Source organism: Streptomyces flaveolus, assembly GCF_000716535.1.
GTDB lineage: Bacteria > Actinomycetota > Actinomycetes > Streptomycetales > Streptomycetaceae > Streptomyces > Streptomyces flaveolus_A.
The window spans coordinates 141471-160494 of record NZ_JNWV01000016.1 but is presented as its reverse complement, the minus strand read 5'-3'; the positions used below and the strand labels follow the sequence as shown (position 1 = coordinate 160494).

Sequence of the window (19024 nt, the reverse complement as noted above, 5' to 3'; positions counted from 1 at the left end):
CCGGGGCGGGCGCAGGCTTGTGGTGAGACGGCGCCCGCCTCGGGCGTAGCTACTGGTGGGTGGTGCGCAGCGCGTAGTGGCGCTGGTGGCTCGGGCCGTGCTCGGTGAGCAGGCCCTGCCGGACGAGCGTCTTCAGGTCACCCCGGGCCGTGGCCCTCTTGGGCGCGATCCCGAGCCGGGCGTAGAGGCGCATCACGCTGCCGGTCGTGATCGGGCCGTGCGGGTTGCGGTGCGCCTCGGAGAGCAGGGCATCCGTGCGGCGGGTCTGGTTGCCGGTCACCAGCCACGCTCCTTGCTGATCTCGGCACCGGGCAGCGCGGGCAGACCCGCGGTCTCGATGCTCTTCGAGTCGAAGCCGGGCAGCGCGGCTCGGGCGGTGAGCGCCGCGGCGAGTTGTTCGGCGTAGGCAGCGCCGGCGCGCGCCACCTCGACCTGGGTCGTGGCGCGCAGCGTCTCGACGCGCTCGATGTGGGCGCGCTCCTCGCGCCGCTCGCTCACGTGCCGCTCGTACGTGAGCGTGTCGCGGCGGTCGCGGCGCCAGTACCTGGCAGCCAGCCCGTACGCGCCCGCGGTGGCCACGGACCACAGCAGCAGCGGCAGGGACATGCCGTCGGCGTACCCGGCCACGCCCGCGAAGGCGAGCGCGCCGGACGCGGCGAAGGCGGTTCCGGCGATGACGGAGTCTCCCGCCCGTCCGACGCTGGCGCACGCGCCGGCCGCCGCGGCCCCCAGGGACAGGGCGGTCATCAGCACGGCGTTGCCGACGGAGTGTTCGGCTCCGTTGGCATTCCAGATCCGGGCGAGCGCGAGCACGGTCGTGGTGGCGAGCGCGGGCACTGCCTTGGGCGCGACGATGGCGAGCCAGTGCCGCACGACGATGGGTTCGTTCATGGTCGTGGTCTCCTTTCTCAGTTGCCGAGGTCGCTGAGCGCGGTGGCGAACGCCTGCACCAGGTTGTGGATGGGCTCGTAGGCGCCGGTGCCGGCGGTGAAGAAGCCGAACAGGAACAGCGCGAGGGCGGCACCGCCTCCGGCCGATTTGGTCTTGACGGCGAACGCGGAGGCGGCGCCGAAGAGCAGGACGGCGGAGATGTTGAGGATCATGTGAGCGAACTCCTCGGGGGTGTGGTCCGGGTGATGCGGCTTCGGTAGGCGCGTTGGCGGCATGCCGGTGAGCAGTAGCGCGGAGGCCGCCCGGTGGGGGCCGCAGTGATCGGGTTTTTGCACTCCGGGCAGCGCTGCGAGCGGCGGCCGACGGGCTTGGTTTCGTCACGCGTTTCGTCACGCAGTTCGGGCAGCGGCGGGGCGTCGTGGGTGGTGATCTCCCACAGTGCGCGGGCTACGTTCTCCGTGCCGAGCGTGCGGCGGGGACGACTCGGGGCGTTCCAGCCCGCGCGGGCGGGCAGGTCAGCGACCTTGCGCCAGCCCGCGGCGCGCAGGCTCGCGCCGCTTTCGCCGTCTTGGGTGTAGGTGATGGCGCGGCGGTAGCCCGCGCTGCGGGCGGTGCGCCATGCAGCTGCGTACAGGGCGGAGCAGGCGTTCGTGGTGCCGTCGGTGGCTACGCGAGTGACCTCGATGGTCAGCCCGTTGTCGAAGTGGCGACTCACAGGGCGGCCCACGATGGCTACCCCGACCAGCCGTCCGCCGCCGGTTTGGACACCGAGGGAGAACTGATGTCCTTGCGGCGGGTCGTGGTGGCGGTGATGCTCATCTACGTAGGCACATGCGGCCTTCCACTTCATGGGCCGGATGTGGAGCCGCTCAGCGCCCGGCGGAGCGGTCACTGTGCGCCGGCGCGGTAGATGCGCGCCCAGCGGTTGTAGAGCCACCGGCCGATGCGGATGCGCTTGCCGGTGGCGTTGCAGCGGCGGCAGTCCTTGCCGCGCTTCATACGGCCCTTACGGTCCGTCTTCATCTCGAAGCCCCAGCCGCGGCACTTGCGGCAGTTGCCGAATGGCGACGCGGTACACACGGCGACGTAGCACAGAGTCACGCCGAATAGAAGGGTGATAGCGAGCAGGGCAAGGGTCATGAAGGGCCCTCCAAGGCGGTTTCCAGGGGTTTCCGCAGGTAGGCCGCTATCCGCTAGTGGCCTGATCAGAGTAGGTTTGAGGCGCTAGCGGGGCCGCTAACGTTAGCGGGATGTGCCGCTAGCGCTAGCGGCCCCGGAGCGTCAGCCCGCGTCCCGCTTTCCGCTACGCTCCGCAATCGCGGAGGTGATGTGCGAGCGGTCGATGCCGCGCCGGTTGACGACCTTCCCATCGACGCGACGACCCACCTGGATGGTGGAGATGCCGTGCGGCTTCAGGGCCGCGGCGAGCGCGTCGGGGTCCCAACCGTCGTAGACCTCGGGCCGCAGTTCGGCGAGCCGGCTCACGACAGTCTCGGACCAGACCTTGGCTTCCTTGGCGGCGACGACGGCGAGGATGTCGGCGAGCAGGTCGTAGGCAGCAGCGGTGGGTTCCGGCGCCTCCCCGAGCGCGTGCCCGGAGAGGGTGCCCGCCTCCTCACGCAGCCGGCGGGCACGAGCGCCGATGGCTTCGGCCTCGCGTCCGTCGATGTAGACGGAACGCACGATCCGGGCGTCCGAGCCCTCACCAACGAAGTAGTGAATGCCCTTGTCACCCCAGGCGAACATGGTCGCGCGCACGCCTCGCTTGTACGCGGACGTGCCGAGCACCATGTCGTTCTCCAACTGGCCCATGACCTTGAGGCACCAGCGCGCGGACGCGTTCGCGGAGATGCCCGTGGGCAGCGCCTTCGCGTCCGGTCGCTGGGTGGCCAGCAGCAGAACGATGCCGGTGGCCGGACCGCGCTTGACCAGGTCGGTCGCGATCTCCTCGAACTCCTTCGCGTGCTCGGGGTGCTCGAAGAGAACCTGGCACTCGTCTACGCCGATCACGATCGGGTGCAGGCCCAACGACCGCTTGTCGGCGAGTTCGCTGGTCACCTTCGACTCCGGGCAGATGTCCCGCGGCAGGGACCGGATCACCTTGGTTCGGCGTCGGAGTTCCTCGCGCAGCGCCCTGAAGTCGTTCAGGCAGTACTCGATGGAGTCGTCATCGTCCCCCGCGGCGTGCCGGTGCGACACGGCGTCCCCGACCGGGTCGAGGTCACCGGTGCCCTTCATGTCATACGTGTGGAGTTCCGCCCTCGGGTCCAGCGCCGCGATCAGGAGCAGGAGACGGAGCAGGAACGTCTTGCCCATGCGCGGGATGGCGCCGATGACGCCCGCGATGTACATCAGCGTTGCCGCGACCCACCGACCGCGCTGGTCGGTGCCGTAGGCGACCGGCTTGAACAGGTCGACGGAGCCGGTCTTGAGCAGCGGCCACTTGGGCTGCTTGGCCTTGGACATGTCCTGATCACCGACCCACAGCACCAGGTGTCCGGTGTGCTCGTCCGGCACCGCCTCGGGCCACACGCATCCGAGCGGCCGACGCAGGCCGGAGGCGAGACGCTCGCGCCGCTCGATGATGTCGGTCACGGTCACGCCGTACGGGAGGTTGCCCTCCGCACGCCAGCCGGGGCCGTCGCGCGTGATGGGCGCGGTGAACTCGAACCCATCGCGCCCCTTAGCCTGCGCCTGGTTGATGGCGGGGATGCCGAGCGAGCCGAGCGCCCTCAGCACGATGTCACTGGTGAGCTTGACCGCCTTGGGCAGCTCCACCGCGCGGTGGATGACCGGGGCATCCGCCTTCCGGCCGGCGTAACCGAGCGCCATCACGACCGCGCTCACGGAGACAGCCTGAAGCCAGTCAGGTGCGAGCACGTACATGGCGAGCGCGGCGCCCAGCCCGACGAACATCGCGAGCACGGTCACGAGGGTGCGCAGTCGGACCCGTCCGTCGCGCTGCCGCGACAGCTTCAGGTACTCCGCGGCGTCCTCGCGCCGGACCGCGGCGAGTCGGACCGGTTCACCCTCGCGGTCGGCCACCCACCGCATCGTGCCGCCCACGAACTTCGCGGCGCCAGACGGCGCTTGCAGCGCGAGGCGCGCGGCGTAGACCGGGGTGCGCAGCGCGTGATAGCCGACCGAGTGGGCATAGTGGCGGGCCACCCACGCCGATGCGGTCCGCAGTTCCGCCACGGACTTGAGCCACTGCGGTACGACCGGGCGGCGCTGCGCGGCGACCAGCCGACCGAGGTAGCCCGGACCGGCCGCGGTCGGGGTCGGCTGGTCGACCATCGCGCGGACGGTCGGGTCGGCCGACTCGGTGCCCGACCGACCGTTCTCCGGGTCGGCCGACGGGTCCGAGTCGGGTCGGGTGGTCGGGTCGGTTGACCCGGCGCGGGCCGACCGCGCCTTGTCGAGGTCGACCACCTCTCCCCCGGAGTCGGCGCCCATCTCGGCTTCGAGTCGGTTGAACAGTTCGTTTTCGTCGTCGGGGTGCTTCACTGCAGTCCCTTCCATCGGGAGGAGAGGCGAGGGCGGTCCGTCGCTGTAGGAGGTGAGCGGACCGGCCCCGCCGGCTCGTGTGCGAAGTTCAGGCGGCGCGCTGTTCCTCGGGGTAGGCGCAGGTCACGCACATGCCGAGCGAAACGGGAATGACGTATCCGGCATCTGTCCGGCAGGACGGGCAGGTACGTCGGGCGAGCATCGCTTTGGCGAGCGCGGACCGCTTGCCCGGCGTCATCGGCCGGACCGGCTTGGCACGGTCGACGCGGTACAGGTAGGCGACGAGCGGGCCGCGCCGGTAGCGCGGGCGCAGCACCTGTGCCGCGATCGGTTGGCCCCCGGGGCGCAGACCACGGGCGCGCAGTTGGCGGCGCGTTGCGAGCCCGTCCGGGGCGTAGCGCCACGGGTAGGTGGGGATGCCGTACTGGCTACCGGAGGGGTCGTAACACTTGCTCAATGCCGGGGCCATCAGGCGGCCTCAGCTGCGGGTGCCTCGCCCTCCGAGTCATCCACAGACCGCAGCGAACGGTCGTGCGCGCGCTCTGACTTCAGGGTGTCGCGCAGCTTCCGGGCATTGGCCTGGGAGACGTGCAGGGTCGTGCGGAGACGGTCCGCGGTCACTTCCGCGTCCGTCCACTCCGCTGTGACCGTCCGAGCCTCGATCAGCGCTTCCTCGAAGGTGCGCTGAGCCTTGCCCTTGGCCTTACTGATGGCGGCGCGTCGGCGCGGGCGCGGCTTGGACTCAGCCGGAGGAGCCGGCGGTTCCTCCACCAGAGGCGGCGCGGCTACCTCCTGCTCGGTGGCCGGGGCCAGTTCGCCCATGCGCAGCATGACGCGCTCGCGCCGCGGCGTCCTCCAACGCCAGAGCGGGCCGTACCTCTCGCGCAGGTCTGCGCGGGCCAGCAGCCGTTCCCGCTCGCAGGCGAGAGCCAGAGCGTAGGAGGTGACCTCCCACAGCGTCATGCGGCGCCACAGCGCGAACGTGGACACGGGGGCCAGCAGCCACCGCGACCACCGGATCTTCTCCATGCGCCGCCCGGTGGCAGCGCCGATGCGCACGGCGTAGATGTGTGCGCCGATCTCGGAGAACACGACCCACAGGAGCGGCATCGTGCCGTGCGCGACCTTGGCCCACATGCCCTGCCCGGCGGCGACGTTCAGGCCGCACGTGACCAGCGTGAGTGCCCAGGGGACGAACCGCACCCAAGCCAATGCCATGTCCATCCGGATCAACAGCAGGTTGGCCACGGTGAACACGGGAATGGCCACGTCGATGCCGACCGGCAGCATCCACGGCTCACCGAAGCCCCAGCGGGCCGCGGCGGCCGACACGGCGTCGAACGACGAGACGAGGCCGAGCGCGCCCACGCCGGCCGCGGCGAGCGCACCGACTCCGGCGAGCCCCATCTCGGGCTTCGTCAACGGCGGCACCCCAGACGGCGGCGCCTCTGGGGTGATCGTCGCGGTGGTCATGCCGCCACCCCCCGGCGTGCCGAGCGACGGCGGGTGGGGCGGCGGAGCGGAACCACGTCGAACAGCTCCGGGTGGTCCTCGACGATCCCCGCGGCCAGGCGGACCAGGTCGTCGGGGAGGTCGCAGTACTCCGGGTCGGCGAGGATGTCACGCGCCGCGTCCAGACGAGCCGCGCGCTCTTCGTCCGTCTCGCCCTCAACCCCGAGCCACAGCTCAACCGGGGTACCGAGCGCGAGTTCGGCGAAGTCATCAACGGAAACGGCCTGTTGGCGGCCGACGTACGTGCGCATGAGAGCTCCTGAAAACGGAGGGACAGGGAGCCAGAGCAGCCGCAGGCGTTTTGGTGAGACGGCGACTGATCCGGAAGAACCCGAGCCGCAGCACGGCAAGGGGAAGTGCCCGGGGTCGGATTTGACCCGACGCCCTCGCGGCGGGATGCCGGGGCGGTGAACGTGTCTCCTTCGGGGGCGCCGTGCCCGTACCAGGTAGCGCGGCATGACCCCGTTGTAGGCGTATGAAGACGTGACCTTTCGGTCTAAGCCGTCCCGAAAGTGAAAAGGGTCGGGTCCGCCCTCGGCCCGCTCTGTCCCGGGCCCCTTGAGGTCGCGTCCGTGGACGCGACCCCCATTGGGTTGTGCGGTCTTGCAGGTCAAGCACTTGCAGGCACAGCCGGCCGAGCCCTACAGGGTTCGCCGTGCTGATACGTAACAGCATGTACTAGCACGTACCACTGCGCAAGAGGTCCGCGGAGATCTCGTGCTAGGGCGTACTAGCGGTGGGTACGCTCGATGGCGTGACCAGCGCTGAAATCTCGAAAGACGACCCGCGGACGGAGTCCGAGCAAGCGGCCGACATCCTGAGACAGGAGATCGCGAACGGCTCCATCCCGCCCGGGGCCCATGTGGGCTCCGTCCGGGACTTGGCCACGCGATTCAAGATCTCGGGAATGACCGTGCAGCGTGCGCTCGCGATCCTGCGCGAGGATGGGCTCATCACGACCACGACCCGCGGTAGCTACGCTCGGGACCCCGAGCAGGCGACCGAACCCCAGGAGGCGAGCGCCGGCGTCGACCTTCCCGAAGTCCTGCGTCAGCTCGAACATCTCACGTCCCAAGTCTCAGATCTACGGGGCAGGGTCGAACGGCTCGAAGCGCTCGGCGAGCGCTCCGGTCCGGGTGGTGCGTGATCTGCAACCAGCATGCGAGGAACGGGAGTTGTGAGGTAAGTGACAGCTAGGGGACGGCGAGGCAGGGGCGGGGACACGTCTGGTGACACCCCGGTGTCCTCTTCCCTGTCCCCCTGGCTCGCGGGCGAGACTCGGAGTAGGCACTCGGAGGAGGGCGCATGACCGACGACAGGCCCGTATGGGCACGGCGCATCGCGGCTGAGCGAGCGGCACGCGACTGGTCGCAGCGGGACGCAGTCAGGGCACTGCGTGCGCACGCTCCCACGGAGCTCCCTGCAGAAGAGAGCATGATCCGTCAGTGGAAGCGCTGGGAGTCGGGGCAGATGCCGAACGACTTCTACCAACCGATCATCGCGGCCCTCTTCGGCACCGTGACACGTGCGCTCTTCCCAGCACCCACGCGGCGGGACGGAGACAAGGAGATCCTGGCAGCGTCTGGGATGGAAACGCTGGAGATCGTGAGCCGTCTCAACCGGTCTGACGTCGACAACGCCACGCTCGATGCCCTGCGAATCACCACGGATCGACTCGCCTCGGAATACCCGTTCATGCCGAGCGAGCAGCTCCTCATCGAGGGGAGGCAGTGGCTCCGTCGTGTCGTCGACCTCCACACGAAGAGCCTCACGCTCGCGCAGCACCGCGAGGTGCTGGCACTGTCCGGTTGGCTGGCACTTCTGGTCGGCTGTGTCGAGTACGACACGGGCGACCGCCACGCGGCCGAGTCGACGCGACAGGCCGCGCTATCGCTCGCGACCGAGGCCGACCATGCGGAGGTCGCCGGGTGGGCGCACGAGATGCGGGCATGGTTCGCGCTCACGACCGGCGACTACCGCGGCGTCATCGCGGCAGCGCAGGCCGGAGCCGAGAAGGCGCAGCACCACGGCGTGGCCGTGCAGCTCGCCGCGCAGGAAGCCAAGGCGTGGGCCCGCATCGGGGACCGCCGGCAGGTCGAGGTGGCCTTGGACAAGGGGCGGCGGTTGCTCGAGGGGATGCCGTACCCCGAGAACCTGGACAACCACTTTGTGGTGGACCCTGCCAAGTTCGACTTCTACGCGATGGACTGCTACCGGCTCGTGGGCGAAGACAAACTTGCGCGCACGCTCGCCGAAGAGGTGCTGAGGGCGGGAACGGACTTCGACGGCACCGAGCGTTCGCCGATGCGCAACGCTGAAGCTCGCGTCACGCTGGGGGTCACTGCGGCACGCGAGGGCGACTTGGAGCAGGCGCTCACCATGGGGACACGGGCTCTCAACGGCGACCGCCAATCTGTGCCGTCCCTGATCATGACGAGCCGGGAGCTTGCCGCGGAGGTCAAACGCCGTTACAACTCGGAACCGGCAGCACAGGACTACTTGGCACGCCTCCAGGCTCTCGGCCTAGAGAAACCGGGCTTCCTGCCGCAGTGATGGGTCCGCAGCAAGTTCTGGCATGCCCTGTTCGGTCCCCTCTGCACCGCCAGGCTGGCCACAGATGATCCAGGCTGATGGTTGGTCACAGTGCTGGCACGATGGGTCGTCTGCCGCGAGACGGCGGATGTAGATGTGCAAGTCCCTTTGCTTTGAGTAAGTTTGTGCCACGTGTCTCCGGACGTGAGGAGTGGAGAGCTGTGGCGAGTGCTAACGAACTTGAGTGGGATGACCTCGACGGAGAAGAGGATGACGCGGGGACAGGCGTCAGTTCTGACGACGTCACCCGGGCCGTAGTCACGGACACAGACTGGACAGCTGAGACGATTCTCAGCCAGTTGCGTCGAGGAAACATTCAACTGAACCCTCGTTTCCAGCGACGGGACGCGTGGAGTAAACCCAGGAAGAGTCGGTTCATCGAGTCTCTTGTGTTGGGACTTCCCATTCCCCAGATCGTTCTAGCTGAAGATAAGAACCGTCGGGGAAAATTTATTGTGCTTGACGGGAAGCAGCGACTGTTGGCACTCCGACAGTTCGCGGCCGGGTCCTCTTTCTCTGCCGAAGGAGAAGAGGACTTCAAGGGATTTTCACTGTCAGGACTCGAAGTTCGACAAGATCTCAGGCTGGCCACGCTGAGAAAAATGGAAAAAGAGGACAAATATCTAGATGATTTGAATGCTTTCCTGAATGAAACAATCAGAACTGTAGTCGTCCGCCGCTGGCCCAACGAAGAGTTTCTGAACCTCGTGTTTCTGCGACTGAACACGGGCAGCGTGAAACTTTCTCCTCAGGAGCTCCGACAAGCGCTACATCCCGGTCCTTTCACGGACTACCTTGACGATGCCGCGTCTGAGAGCAGCTGGCTACGGGCCGCCCTACGAAATGATAAGCCGGACTTCCGGATGCGGGATGTCGAAATTCTCCTGCGATACTTCGGCTTCCAGTATCTTCTCGAAGACTACACCGGGAATCTCAAAAAGTTCCTTGACGATACGGTGAATCACCTTAACTCCGATTGGGAGGACGAAGAGGAGTCCATCAGGCAGGTCGGCAAAGAGTGCGACGCCGCCATCGAGACAACATTCGAGATTTTCGGCGACGACGCGTTCTTCCGTTGGTCGAATGGACGCTATGAGGGTAGGTTCAACCGCGCAGTCTTCGACATCATGACCTACTACTTCGCCGACCCAGAGATCAGGGAAGCTACTACGGGTCGCGAAGAGGCGGTCAGTTCCGCCTTCCGTACACTCTGCGAAAGAAATACGCGATTCGTGGAGTCGATCCAAACTACCACTAAGACCGCACAGGCGACACATCGCAGGCTTTCCTTGTGGGGGCGCGAACTGGCCGAAGCGCTTGATATCGAATTGCAGATCCCTATCCTGCGCGAAAATCGCATCGTTATCGAGGGGTAGCGATGCCCTCAACGCGCTTTGATGAATTGAACCGTCGCGTAGCGGAACTTCGAGCCCATTTACTACCTGCCGCTTTCGACCCCACAGGCTCGTACGACGACATCGTCTACGAGCACACGAGAGCCTTCAGAGTACTAGCTCACGCAGAGTTTGAATCGTTCATCGAAGATCGCTGCATCGAAGTGGTAAATGAGGCGTTCAAACTATGGGTCTCATCCGGAGCCATCTCCACTAGCCTCCTTGCTGTAGTGGCCTATAAAGAGTCACTTCACGCGATACCTGAATCACTAGACGCCGCCGGCCAAAAAAAGAAGTACCCGGATCTGAAGGCGCGAGTAGAGGCAGCAAAAAACGACTTCAACCGGTACGTGCGCACAAAGAACAACGGCATCAAGGAAAAGAATATCCTTCGCATGCTCATGCCTCTGGGATTCACCGAGGAGGAGATAAACTCCGCCTGGCTGAGCACAACGGAAACTTGGGCGACCGCCCGGGGAGACTCTGCGCACAAGACTGCCAAGATGCAAGTGCGCCCAGATCCGCAACACGAGTGGGACACCGTAAAGGAGATCCTGAAAGGTTTTCAGGATCTCGATGGGCAAATGGTCAATAAATAGGAAGAGGCCACCCAGTCACCCGCATTAACATCTATCCGGGTCTCTGACATGACTGACAGGTCGGCGGAGGCCGCACATCACGGAGGAACTAGCCCGAGGCTCTACACTCGGGCTAGTTCCTTTTTCCGAACAACGGAATCACACCTTCGCTTGCGGAGTCTTGGACCGCGATCGCCTGCGGATCAACGAAAAGATCCTCACTGACCGGAACCCTTGCCGTGACAGTACGGAAAAGCCCGGGAGTGACCCTGGCTTCGTTGGCCAATGCCAGTTCATTCATCCCGACGCTGGACAAAATTTCAACAGCCCTTGGGTAAAGGGAGGGTTGTTCAACAGCTGGCATCTCTCCAGGTTCACGTCTCCGCCAGCCCTTTGAGGACAAGTAGGCAATCGCATTGCGATACGTCACGTCACTCATGACGCCGAGCGACCTGGACCGGTAAAGCAATGCTTGGAGGCTAACACCGTAGGTTTCCTTCAGTGCCGCAAGAATCCTCCAGTCGGCCTTACTTGGCAGGACGTCTCTCAACTCCCCCTCTGGAAGTAGCAGTTCGGCGGCAAACCGGTGCGCCTGATTTTCTACCACCTTGCTTCCCGGTTCCGCGTCTACGTGCATTACCAGATGACCAAGTTCGTGAGCGACGTCAAATCGCTGACGATAGTAATCTTCCTTGGCAGGATTCAGCACTATCGTCGGCCTGTACGCATCATCGAATGAATAGGCATCGACTGCCGCAGTTTGCGCAGGGCTGAAGACCACCACTACGCCGTTATTCTCTGCTAGACGGACTAGGTGACCGACTGGACCAGCCTTGATGTCCCAGTGCTTGCGCAGCAGCCTGGCAGCTTCTTCCGGCATAGCACTTGTTTCGTCGTCGACGTCTACGCTCAGCCTCGGAAGGTTCGGTTCAGGAAATTCGACATGCCGTTCAAGAGCAGCGCCAACATCTCCGGCAATCATCCCATAAGCAAGAGCCTGATCTCGTGCCAACTGCGTTGTGGACCGCAGAGACCGGAAATGCGGAACCGTGCTGTTAATCGCAGGCTGATGGGGGCCAGGCAGGAAGAAACTCGGGTCGACACCAAGCGTCAAGCACAACTGGGCGACTGTTGCCGGCGCCGGTCGCTTTGTGTTGTTCTCGTACGCAGCGACGGCAGTTGCGCTTTTGTCGATTTTCGCCGCAAGTGCGTTCTTGCGGAGACCGACCAACTGCCGTGCCAGCGTCAAGCGTTGTCCATCAAAGAGGCGAGAGGCGTCACCCACCTGCACTTCGGTGCGGCGCGAGGAATCCATGACCATCCACTCGTTTCATCACTTGTCGTTCCCCTCCCGCGCCTCGCGGCGGAGACGAACAGGAGCGTCCTGCACGCCCGAAGCTCCGGGGCGGGGGCCGGGGGCTGCCGGAATCGTTCCTGTACCGGGAGTCCCGAATTCGGTAGCAAGTAGATCATGCTTCCAGTACCAAGCTTCCCCTCCCCCACGGTTCAAACGAGAGCGCCCTAGGTAAAGTTCTCGGATACCCAACTCAAGTTCAACGCTGTGGGCGACAATGAGCGTTGTCAGCTCCGAGTCTTCGTCCTCCTCGCTCACTGTCTGAAGGACGGCCGCAAGGGACGGGTGGGACTCATCGTCGAATGGGAGCATGGGGTGAGGGTCGACCCACCCGTCAGGCTTCGCTTGAGACGCAACAAGTCGCTTGGTGGGGCTCTTCTGAGGCCAAGGGATCCGGTTGCTCTCCCCGTAGACGAACGAGGCGAGGAGGAGGCGCCACCTTCCGCACCGCCACCCCGGCGACTGGTTGAGATCCGACCAGGTGACCACACCTGGAGCGATGATCGGCATCTTGCGGTACTCACCAGGGAACAAGCCGGCCGCCACGGCGTCCAAGCCTGCGGAAGCAGCCTCGGGGGAATCCACGGCATGCCTCCCGGTGGAGAACACCCTGTGCAGGCGATCGCAGTAGAGCCTGTGGGCAGTGCCTCCAACCCACCCCTGATCATGACCCGTCTCGGGGTCGTAGTCCTCCATCGTTCGCCGGTAAGCCGACGTGTTGGCCCAGGCAAGGGCGGAGAGCACACCACTGGACCCAAGGTCCTCAAGCGCATCCTGCTGCTCGCTCATGACGCATGACTGTACCGCATCCCAGTAATTGGCGCAGGAAAATAAACCAGGCAGCCGTCTAGGCGTGCCCCAGGAAACCGAACAAGTGATCTATTTTGAGGGAAAGCTACCCTCTTGGCCAGCCCTGCACCAGGCCTGCGACAGGCTGTCTAGGCAGAGCTGAGTGACCTGCCGGAGCAAGGAGACCCGCAAGCCTGCATACATGCCGCCCAGAGGGCTACTTCTTCTGGTCACGTTCAGGCTTGCGCAGCCTGATGCCTGAGTAGCGGCGTGGTGCGTTCGGGGGGCGAGACCAGTCCCCACGGGCATCCCGGCGTTGCAGCACCTCTTGCACCACTTCGCCGGCGTCCCTGGTGAACCCGTCTGGCGTCAACGCGACGCGATGGCAGGCTAGGTCGCTGCTGTCCTCCGCAAACTCCTGCCACCTGCCGTCGTAGTGGCGCTTTTCGGGTCGAAGCACATCGAGCAGCTGGAAGGCGTCGAGTTGCTGATGAGTCTCGTAGGCCTCCCGCCCGAGCCCGTAGGCCCCTTGCCTCACCGCGCTCGTCACCCGCGTGACAAACACTGATGGATCAGAGGTAGGCGATGCGTCGTACTTCAGAGCATCGAGCCACATGAGCAGCGCGGCGATCTCACTGTTCGTCAGGACATGCACCCAGCCCTCAGTGAAGAACTCCCGAGGGATCTCCACGAACGGCTCGGCGTCGACCGGCACCGTGTACGGCACTCCGGCCGCTGGCGTGCTCTTCCCGTTCTCGTGCAACAGGTCGAACCCTTGCCGCGCTCGCCCTGGCCCCTTGGTGGGGCGTATCAGGCCGAGCCCCTCCAACTTCTTGAGGGCCTCCGTGACTTGCCGACGCTTGTTGGTCGCGACCGAGGCACCCTGGATGCCTGGGCCCCGATATTTGGCGACGGTGGCCATCAAGCCCACCCATGAGTGATCGCTTTGCGGCGTCGGCTCAACCGGGTGCGGGGTCTTCCAGGTTTTGCCCGGCTTCACAGCACACTGCGCGGCGAACAAAAGCACGAGATGCAGCTTCAGGGCGACGCCCTTGGGAGTGATCATGCGAGCCGCCAGCGGCCGGTCCTCCATCGGCAAGGGTTTCCGCTCGTCCTCCACCGACTTGAGTTCGTCGTTCCGAAGGTAAGCGCGCCGTAGGCGAATACCGGCCGGCTGGCGGCCTTCCCGCCAGAGGCGCAGCGTCTCAGCGGTTACGGCAGGCAACTCGCTGCGCCGTAGCACCCGTAGCGTCTCTAGTCGAACCTCGACCTTCCCGTCCTTCGGCGGCAACTTTCCCCTCCCCTTTGAGCGCTACGGATTGATCCGTATGTGGGCTAAGTCACTATTTATCCATTTCAAGTTAACTCAGCGCTCATGAGGATCAATCCGTCCGCCAGTCTACCCGACCAGGCGGAAATCCGAGGGGAATCTTGAGGTGAGCGGCAAGGGCCCCGAGGTGTAACGGGCCCATGGCCGCGGACAGTTACGCAGGCGCCAGGGCCACCAGCCTGGCAGCACAGCGCCCTGGTGCCTGCGGTTCCCCAGAAAAGCGAGGAACTTCTACATTGAGCACTGTTGAACGTACCCCAGGACCGGGCGAACAGCACGACCGCCCGGCGGCACCGACCGGGTCCCCTGAGACCGGCGGAAGCGCGCTGGCCTGGGCTCAGATCGGATTCTCTACCCTCTGTGTTGGGGCTGGCGCGGTGATCGGCCTCACCGCGAACGTACCGCTCGGGACGGCGATCGTCGCCGCTGCCGCTGGATGGCAGATCACGGTTCACATCCGTAGGTAATCGGCTCGGCCCGCCGTCCGTGGGCAGCCTAGGAGAGCCTGCTCCTATGGCGCACGCGGCGGGCCCGAACCATCCGCCTTCACGGGGCCGGAAGCCCGTCCCTGGGGGGCCAAACAGGGGGCCAAACGGAGCGGCCGAACCACGACCGTCCCGGACTGAAGCGGACGGACCTGGACGGCGCACGCGCAGGTCAGTGCTCCGAATCAAGGCCATGCACGCTCTGATCGCGTTCGGGACGAAGCGGTCGTAGGTTCCAATCCCGCCACCCCTACACGATCACGGGCCGGATCTGCTTCCGTTAGACCTCCTCGGTGACGGCGGTCCCGGAGTGGCCGACGAGCCGCGAAATCTCCTCCAGCGGGACATCCCGGTCGGAAAGCAGGGACACGAAGCTGTGCCGTAGCTCCCTCGGCGTCCACTCGTCCTGGCTGATCCCGTCGATGCCCTTGAGGGCCTGGCGGAAGGCGCGGCGGACGTTGGTCGCGGGGACCGGTCTGCCGAGTGCTGTAAGCGGGTGTCCTTCGTCGTGCACTATGCGGTGGTCCCGGCGATCCTGGAGAGGTGCCCAGCGTCCCCCTCGCGAACGGTGGCACCGCAGAGCACCGTCCGGACCTGCCGCGGACCGACTACTCGGGTGCGATCTACGGTGCGCTCCTGGCCGCGTCCGTCATAGCCGGGACCGCAACGTTCGGCCCGTTCCCCCGCCTCGGACTCGTACTGCTCCTCCTCGTCACCGGCATCGTGTTCTGGGCCGCCCACGTTTACGCCCGTCTGGCCGGCGAGCGGGCGCACGGACAGCCTCTGAGCTGGAGCGAGGTACGCCATGTGGCCCGGCATGAGTGGCCGATGGTCCAGGCCGCGGTTCCCCCAGCCGTCGCAGTGGCGATCAGCCCCCTGCTGAGGCTGGGGCTCGCCGGAACGGCATGGTTCGCACTGGGGGTCGCCCTGATCGAGCAGGTCGCGTGGTCGACCATCGCCGCCGGGCGAGCCGGAGCCTCTCGCCGACTGGTCGTGGCCTCCGGTCTGGTGAACCTGGTGCTCGGCCTGGTCATCGTGGTCGCCAAGTCCACCCTTCACCACTGATTCCGTCTTCCAGTGGGGGTGGTCCAGTACGTCGATGCCTTCAACCGCGGTGACGCGGAGGCGATGGCCGCGACGTGCGCCGACCCGATGCAAACCCTCGACGGGATGGCACCGCACGTGTGGCAAGGACCGACAGCCGGCGAAGAGTGCGCGCCTGGGGCCTTCGGGCTGCCACATGTCGTCGTCCCCGCGACCATGACACGCGGCCTGCGGGGCAAGCGGATCGTTCGCAGCGGCTCCTGACCGGTCTGTAGTCCCCCTGTCGCTCAGCGGGCGCGCCCAGCGGTCCGGTGCCACGCTGGAGGTTGGTCCCGGCCGCTGGATCGTGTGAGGAGCGGACATGGAGATCAAGCCGCAGATGGTTGCCATCCCCAAGGAAACCGACCACCTCGAGCAGGGGAAGTACGGTCCGGTTCTCCCCAGGACCCCGGCGTCCTACGGGTTCACCATCATCGCGCCGATCAAGCCGGGCCGGGCCGAGGTGGTGCGTGCGCACGGCCACACGCTGGTCAAGGCGTTGGAGGAGGATCCGTATTTGCTGGCGCCGTTGAAGCTGCACTATCTGCGCTGGGTTCTCTTCGACGACGACACGCGGTTCATGTATCAGGGGATCTTCGACACCGACTTCGACAAGTACACCGAGGACGCCGTTGCGCTCTTCACGAAGGTCGGCGCGAGCACCGTCTTCGAGAACCTCGAAGGGTTTCCCGAGGACTGGCGGACCAACCCCGAGGGGTTCGTCAGGTACGTCCGTGAACACCACTGTCCGAGCTTCATCGAGTACGGAGAGTATCCGTACGTGACGTCGGACGAGATCAAGAAGGCGCTGCGGGTCAAGAGCGCCCTGTCGGAGATGCTCGACCAGATGCAGTGAGGCTGGGCGAAATGAGCGAGGTCAGGACCGCACGCACGTACAACCAGCGGCACATTCCGCGGGAGTACACCCCTGGCGGGCGGCGGGTGAGCATCTACGTCTCCTGGAGCTATCCGGCGGAGGCCGGTCGCAACGCGGCCGAGCTGGACAACCGCTTCTCCACGATGACCGAGGTCAGGCGGGTGGCCTGGCCCGCGTACGAGGACCCGAAGTGGTCGGACCCGTACCGGTTCCAGCAGGGCATCGCCGGGTCACTGGAGCTGTTCTTCTGGGCCTGGGTGCCGTTCCAGGACTACGTCGAGGAGGTCACGGGGCACCCCGTCCCGGTGTACCAGCGCATCGACCAGGCGGGTTTCCTCACCCCGCTCGACGAGCGGGTGCTCGACGACACCGACGTGCTGTTCGTGTTCGGGCTGGACCACGCCGTCACCGAGCAGGAGGCCCAGCCGGGGGAGATCGAGGCGTTGCGGGCGTTCCTCGCGCGGGAGGACGCCTGCCTCGTCCTGGGCCCGCACCACGATGTCGGTTCCTCGGACGACCTGAAGGTCCGGGAGATGGAGTACCGGCATCACGGCGATCCGCTGGTGCCCCGGCAGCAGCGGTTCGCCACCTACGTCAGGGACCTGATGCGGGGTCTCGGCGTTCCGGTCATGAACCGGTACGGGTTGCGTCCGGCCACGCGCGAGGGCAACCAGATCGCCCCGCTGTCCACGGTCCGGGAGCTGGACCCGAAGGGCTGGCTGGAGGGGGTGACGAACTTCAACTTCCACATGCACCTGCCGCACTACGACGTGACGACCGACGATCCGGAAGCCATCCGCGTGCTGGCCAGGCAGCCGATCGACGCCTCCCGGCCGCATCCGTTCACCGAGGCCGGCAACACCGAGTTCAACATGTTCCTGTGGATGCCGCCCAGCGGTGACCGGGCGGCCGATCTGCTGCTGGCGGACTCGACCATCTTCAGCTCCCTCTTCGGTGGTGACGACAGCCTGCGGAACTTCTGGCGGAACGTCGTCTCCGGATAGGGCAGCGGGGAGGTCAGCCGTGAGTGTGCACACGGACGTCTCAATGGAACTCGACGACATCCAGCGCGGGGTCCTCAGCCCCCGGCCGACGCCCTACGCGGCGACCTACCTCGCCTTCCGCATCGACGACCGGGGCGACGGCCGGGAGTTGATGCGGCGGGCGAGTACGGCGGTGACCTCCGTGGCGGACTCGGTCAGCCCCCTGGACGAGACCTGGGTGAGCGCGGCCGTCACCTGCCGCGGCCTGGAGGCGCTGGGAGTGCCGCCCGCCGCGCTGGAGACGTTCGCCTGGGAGTTCCGCCAGGGGATGGCGGCCCGTGCCAGGGCGCTGGGCGATGTGGGCGACAGCAGCCCGGAACACTGGGAGACGCCGCTGGGCAGCCCCGATGTGCACGTGGTCCTCACCGCGGTCGCGCCGGAAGCCGCACGACTGGAGGCTGCCCTCGACAGGGCCCGCCCCGCGTACGACCGGCTCCCCGGCGTGACGGCGGTCTGGCGGCAGGACTGCTACGCGCTGCCCACCGAGACCGAGCACTTCGGCTACCGCGACGGGGTCAGCCATCCCGCCGTCGAAGGCAGCGGCATACCGGGCTCCAACCAGTTGGAAGTGCCGCTGAAGGCCGGCGAGTTCGTCCTCGGCCACCGGGACGAACTGGGCGGGATCCAGTCCCCGCAACCGGCCGTGCTGGGACGCAACGGCAGCTACGCCGTCTTCCGCAAGCTCCACCAGGACGTCGCCGCGTTCCGCCGCTATCTGAAGGACAACTCCACCGGGCCCCAGGACGAGGAACTGATCGCGGCCAAGATCATGGGGCGCTGGCGCAGCGGAACTCCCCTGGCGCTGGCCCCGGACCACGACGAGCCGGCGCTCGGCGCCGACCCGTACCGCCGTAACACCTTCCTGTACGAGAGCGACGACCCGGCGGGGTTCAAGACGCCCGGCGGCTGCCACATCCGCCGGGCCAACCCCCGCGACGCGGCCGTGGCGGGAGAGGTACGACTGCACCGCATGATCCGGCGCGGCGCCGTCTACGGTCCGCCGCTGCCCGAGGGAGTACTGGAGGACGACGGAGCCGACCGCGGCCTGATGTTCGCGTTCATCGGCGCGCACCTGGGGCGGCAGTTCGAGTTCGTCCAGTCCCAGTGGATGAACGACGGCGTCTTCTTCGGCGCGAACGACGCCCAGGACCCCGTGACCGGATCCCGCGACGGCTCAGCCGACTTCACGATTCCCCGCAGGCCGCTGCGCCGACGCCTCGCCGCGCTGCCGCGGTTCGTCGTCACCCGAGGAGGCGAGTACTGCTTCCTGCCCAGCCTGACCGCCCTGCGCTGGCTCGGCGAACTGAGCGGCTGACGGTGGGGAAGCCCGATGGAGACCCTGCACCTGGCGCTCAACGCCGTCACCGTCGTCCTCATCGCGGCCACCATGTTCGCCGCCGGGCGCTCACCCAGACCAGCAGTTCGCCGGAGTCGTCCGTGACTGTACCGGTGGCCGGGATGATGCACCCAGGGCGGAGCGTGGATGCGCCGGTACCGGCCGAAGGTCGTCCCCCCACCGGCCTCAGGTCAGTTATGCTTCCCATCCCTCCTTTCAGAGGGGTCTCAGAAACACCCCGGCAGGTTCCGAC

Annotated in this window: 20 protein-coding genes and 1 pseudogene; 8 read left to right on the top strand and 13 right to left on the bottom strand. The window is 66.3% G+C overall.

Features of this window, described 5'->3' with window-relative positions; all coding sequences use genetic code 11:
* Positions 1-49 precede the first annotated feature (49 nt).
* The 9 genes from OO52_RS18420 to OO52_RS18380 all read right to left on the bottom strand — a co-directional run bounded on the left by OO52_RS18420 (position 50) and on the right by OO52_RS18380 (position 6161).
* Positions 50-280, bottom strand: coding sequence for a hypothetical protein (locus OO52_RS18420; protein WP_030648451.1), 231 nt, complete (start codon positions 278-280; stop codon positions 50-52).
* Positions 277-891, bottom strand: coding sequence for a hypothetical protein (locus OO52_RS18415; RefSeq protein ID WP_030648449.1), 615 nt, complete (start codon positions 889-891; stop codon positions 277-279). Before OO52_RS18415 ends, OO52_RS18420 begins: the two co-directional genes overlap by 4 nt.
* A 17-nt stretch (positions 892-908) precedes the next feature.
* On the bottom strand, positions 909-1103 hold the full coding sequence (locus OO52_RS18410; RefSeq protein WP_030648447.1) for a hypothetical protein: 195 nt from the start codon (positions 1101-1103) through the stop codon (positions 909-911).
* Positions 1100-1741: an XF1762 family protein gene (locus OO52_RS52085; RefSeq protein WP_199819938.1), complete on the bottom strand. Its 642-nt coding sequence runs from the start codon at positions 1739-1741 to the stop codon at positions 1100-1102. Before OO52_RS52085 ends, OO52_RS18410 begins: the two co-directional genes overlap by 4 nt.
* Before the next feature lie 38 nt (positions 1742-1779).
* Complete coding sequence (locus OO52_RS18400; RefSeq protein ID WP_030648441.1) at positions 1780-2031, bottom strand: hypothetical protein; 252 nt, start codon at positions 2029-2031, stop codon at positions 1780-1782.
* A 141-nt stretch (positions 2032-2172) separates the two neighbouring features.
* Positions 2173-4398, bottom strand: a complete 2226-nt coding sequence (locus OO52_RS18395; RefSeq protein WP_030648437.1) for a cell division protein FtsK — start codon at positions 4396-4398, stop codon at positions 2173-2175.
* 88 nt (positions 4399-4486) lie between these two features.
* Positions 4487-4867: an RRQRL motif-containing zinc-binding protein gene (locus OO52_RS18390; RefSeq protein ID WP_030648434.1), complete on the bottom strand. Its 381-nt coding sequence runs from the start codon at positions 4865-4867 to the stop codon at positions 4487-4489.
* Positions 4867-5871, bottom strand: coding sequence for a DUF2637 domain-containing protein (locus OO52_RS18385; protein WP_037629704.1), 1005 nt, complete (start codon positions 5869-5871; stop codon positions 4867-4869). The genes OO52_RS18390 and OO52_RS18385 overlap by 1 nt, the downstream gene beginning before the upstream one ends.
* The gene (locus OO52_RS18380) at positions 5868-6161 is read right to left on the bottom strand and encodes a hypothetical protein (protein ID WP_030648428.1); all 294 of its coding nucleotides are present in this window, start codon (positions 6159-6161) and stop codon (positions 5868-5870) included. The genes OO52_RS18385 and OO52_RS18380 overlap by 4 nt, the downstream gene beginning before the upstream one ends.
* 503 nt (positions 6162-6664) lie before the next feature.
* Here OO52_RS18380 and OO52_RS18375 point away from each other — a divergent pair.
* From OO52_RS18375 to OO52_RS50850, 4 genes are all read left to right on the top strand, one after another.
* Positions 6665-7057 carry a GntR family transcriptional regulator gene (locus OO52_RS18375; protein ID WP_030648425.1) on the top strand — a complete coding sequence of 131 codons (393 nt, stop codon included), beginning with the start codon at positions 6665-6667 and terminating at the stop codon, positions 7055-7057.
* A 158-nt stretch (positions 7058-7215) separates the two neighbouring features.
* Positions 7216-8463, top strand: coding sequence for a hypothetical protein (locus OO52_RS18370; RefSeq protein ID WP_030648423.1), 1248 nt, complete (start codon positions 7216-7218; stop codon positions 8461-8463).
* Positions 8464-8663: 200 nt separating this feature from the next.
* Positions 8664-9878 (top strand): DUF262 domain-containing protein, encoded by a 1215-nt coding sequence (locus tag OO52_RS18365; protein ID WP_199819937.1) that lies wholly within the window; start codon positions 8664-8666, stop codon positions 9876-9878.
* Between the two features lie 2 nt (positions 9879-9880).
* A complete protein-coding gene (locus OO52_RS50850; protein ID WP_158712516.1) occupies positions 9881-10495 on the top strand; it encodes a HEPN domain-containing protein in 615 nt (204 codons plus the stop codon).
* 112 nt (positions 10496-10607) lie between these two features.
* Here the strand turns inward: OO52_RS50850 and OO52_RS47400 are convergent, their stop codons facing one another.
* The 4 genes and pseudogenes from OO52_RS47400 to OO52_RS18345 all read right to left on the bottom strand — a co-directional run.
* On the bottom strand, positions 10608-11789 hold the full coding sequence (locus tag OO52_RS47400) for a helix-turn-helix domain-containing protein (protein WP_078876883.1): 1182 nt from the start codon (positions 11787-11789) through the stop codon (positions 10608-10610).
* A gap of 18 nt (positions 11790-11807) precedes the next feature.
* A complete protein-coding gene (locus OO52_RS18355) occupies positions 11808-12617 on the bottom strand; it encodes a hypothetical protein (protein ID WP_030648416.1) in 810 nt (269 codons plus the stop codon).
* 217 nt (positions 12618-12834) lie between these two features.
* Positions 12835-13908, bottom strand: a complete 1074-nt coding sequence (locus OO52_RS18350) for a hypothetical protein (RefSeq protein WP_030648414.1) — start codon at positions 13906-13908, stop codon at positions 12835-12837.
* Positions 13909-14715: 807 nt separating this feature from the next.
* Positions 14716-14919: pseudogene (locus OO52_RS18345) on the bottom strand (tyrosine-type recombinase/integrase); the annotation flags it as partial.
* Positions 14920-14975: 56 nt separating this feature from the next.
* On the opposite strand from OO52_RS18345, the gene OO52_RS18340 reads away from it, so the two are divergent.
* The 4 genes from OO52_RS18340 (at position 14976) to OO52_RS18320 (ending at position 18750) form a co-directional block, all read left to right on the top strand.
* Positions 14976-15497 (top strand): hypothetical protein, encoded by a 522-nt coding sequence (locus OO52_RS18340; RefSeq protein WP_234339608.1) that lies wholly within the window; start codon positions 14976-14978, stop codon positions 15495-15497.
* A gap of 340 nt (positions 15498-15837) precedes the next feature.
* On the top strand, positions 15838-16371 hold the full coding sequence (locus OO52_RS18330) for a hypothetical protein (protein WP_030648406.1): 534 nt from the start codon (positions 15838-15840) through the stop codon (positions 16369-16371).
* Between the two features lie 11 nt (positions 16372-16382).
* Positions 16383-17396, top strand: a complete 1014-nt coding sequence (locus tag OO52_RS18325) for a hypothetical protein (RefSeq protein WP_030648403.1) — start codon at positions 16383-16385, stop codon at positions 17394-17396.
* Between the two features lie 19 nt (positions 17397-17415).
* On the top strand, positions 17416-18750 hold the full coding sequence (locus OO52_RS18320; RefSeq protein ID WP_030648400.1) for a Dyp-type peroxidase: 1335 nt from the start codon (positions 17416-17418) through the stop codon (positions 18748-18750).
* Positions 18751-19024 lie beyond the last annotated feature (274 nt).

What these genes read in the sequence shown, in the direction of transcription:
- OO52_RS18370 (WP_030648423.1), top strand. Translation starts at nt 7,216, where the DNA reads ATGACCGACGACAGGCCCGTATGGGCACGGCGCATCGCGGCTGAGCGA.
- OO52_RS18415 (WP_030648449.1), bottom strand. Translation starts at nt 891, where the DNA reads ATGAACGAACCCATCGTCGTGCGGCACTGGCTCGCCATCGTCGCGCCC.
- OO52_RS50850 (WP_158712516.1), top strand. Translation starts at nt 9,881, where the DNA reads ATGCCCTCAACGCGCTTTGATGAATTGAACCGTCGCGTAGCGGAACTT.
- OO52_RS18385 (WP_037629704.1), bottom strand. Translation starts at nt 5,871, where the DNA reads ATGACCACCGCGACGATCACCCCAGAGGCGCCGCCGTCTGGGGTGCCG.
- OO52_RS18355 (WP_030648416.1), bottom strand. Translation starts at nt 12,617, where the DNA reads ATGAGCGAGCAGCAGGATGCGCTTGAGGACCTTGGGTCCAGTGGTGTG.
- OO52_RS18380 (WP_030648428.1), bottom strand. Translation starts at nt 6,161, where the DNA reads ATGCGCACGTACGTCGGCCGCCAACAGGCCGTTTCCGTTGATGACTTC.
- OO52_RS18330 (WP_030648406.1), top strand. Translation starts at nt 15,838, where the DNA reads ATGGAGATCAAGCCGCAGATGGTTGCCATCCCCAAGGAAACCGACCAC.
- OO52_RS18410 (WP_030648447.1), bottom strand. Translation starts at nt 1,103, where the DNA reads ATGATCCTCAACATCTCCGCCGTCCTGCTCTTCGGCGCCGCCTCCGCG.
- OO52_RS18390 (WP_030648434.1), bottom strand. Translation starts at nt 4,867, where the DNA reads ATGGCCCCGGCATTGAGCAAGTGTTACGACCCCTCCGGTAGCCAGTAC.
- OO52_RS52085 (WP_199819938.1), bottom strand. Translation starts at nt 1,741, where the DNA reads ATGAAGTGGAAGGCCGCATGTGCCTACGTAGATGAGCATCACCGCCAC.
- OO52_RS18325 (WP_030648403.1), top strand. Translation starts at nt 16,383, where the DNA reads ATGAGCGAGGTCAGGACCGCACGCACGTACAACCAGCGGCACATTCCG.
- OO52_RS47400 (WP_078876883.1), bottom strand. Translation starts at nt 11,789, where the DNA reads ATGGATTCCTCGCGCCGCACCGAAGTGCAGGTGGGTGACGCCTCTCGC.
- OO52_RS18400 (WP_030648441.1), bottom strand. Translation starts at nt 2,031, where the DNA reads ATGACCCTTGCCCTGCTCGCTATCACCCTTCTATTCGGCGTGACTCTG.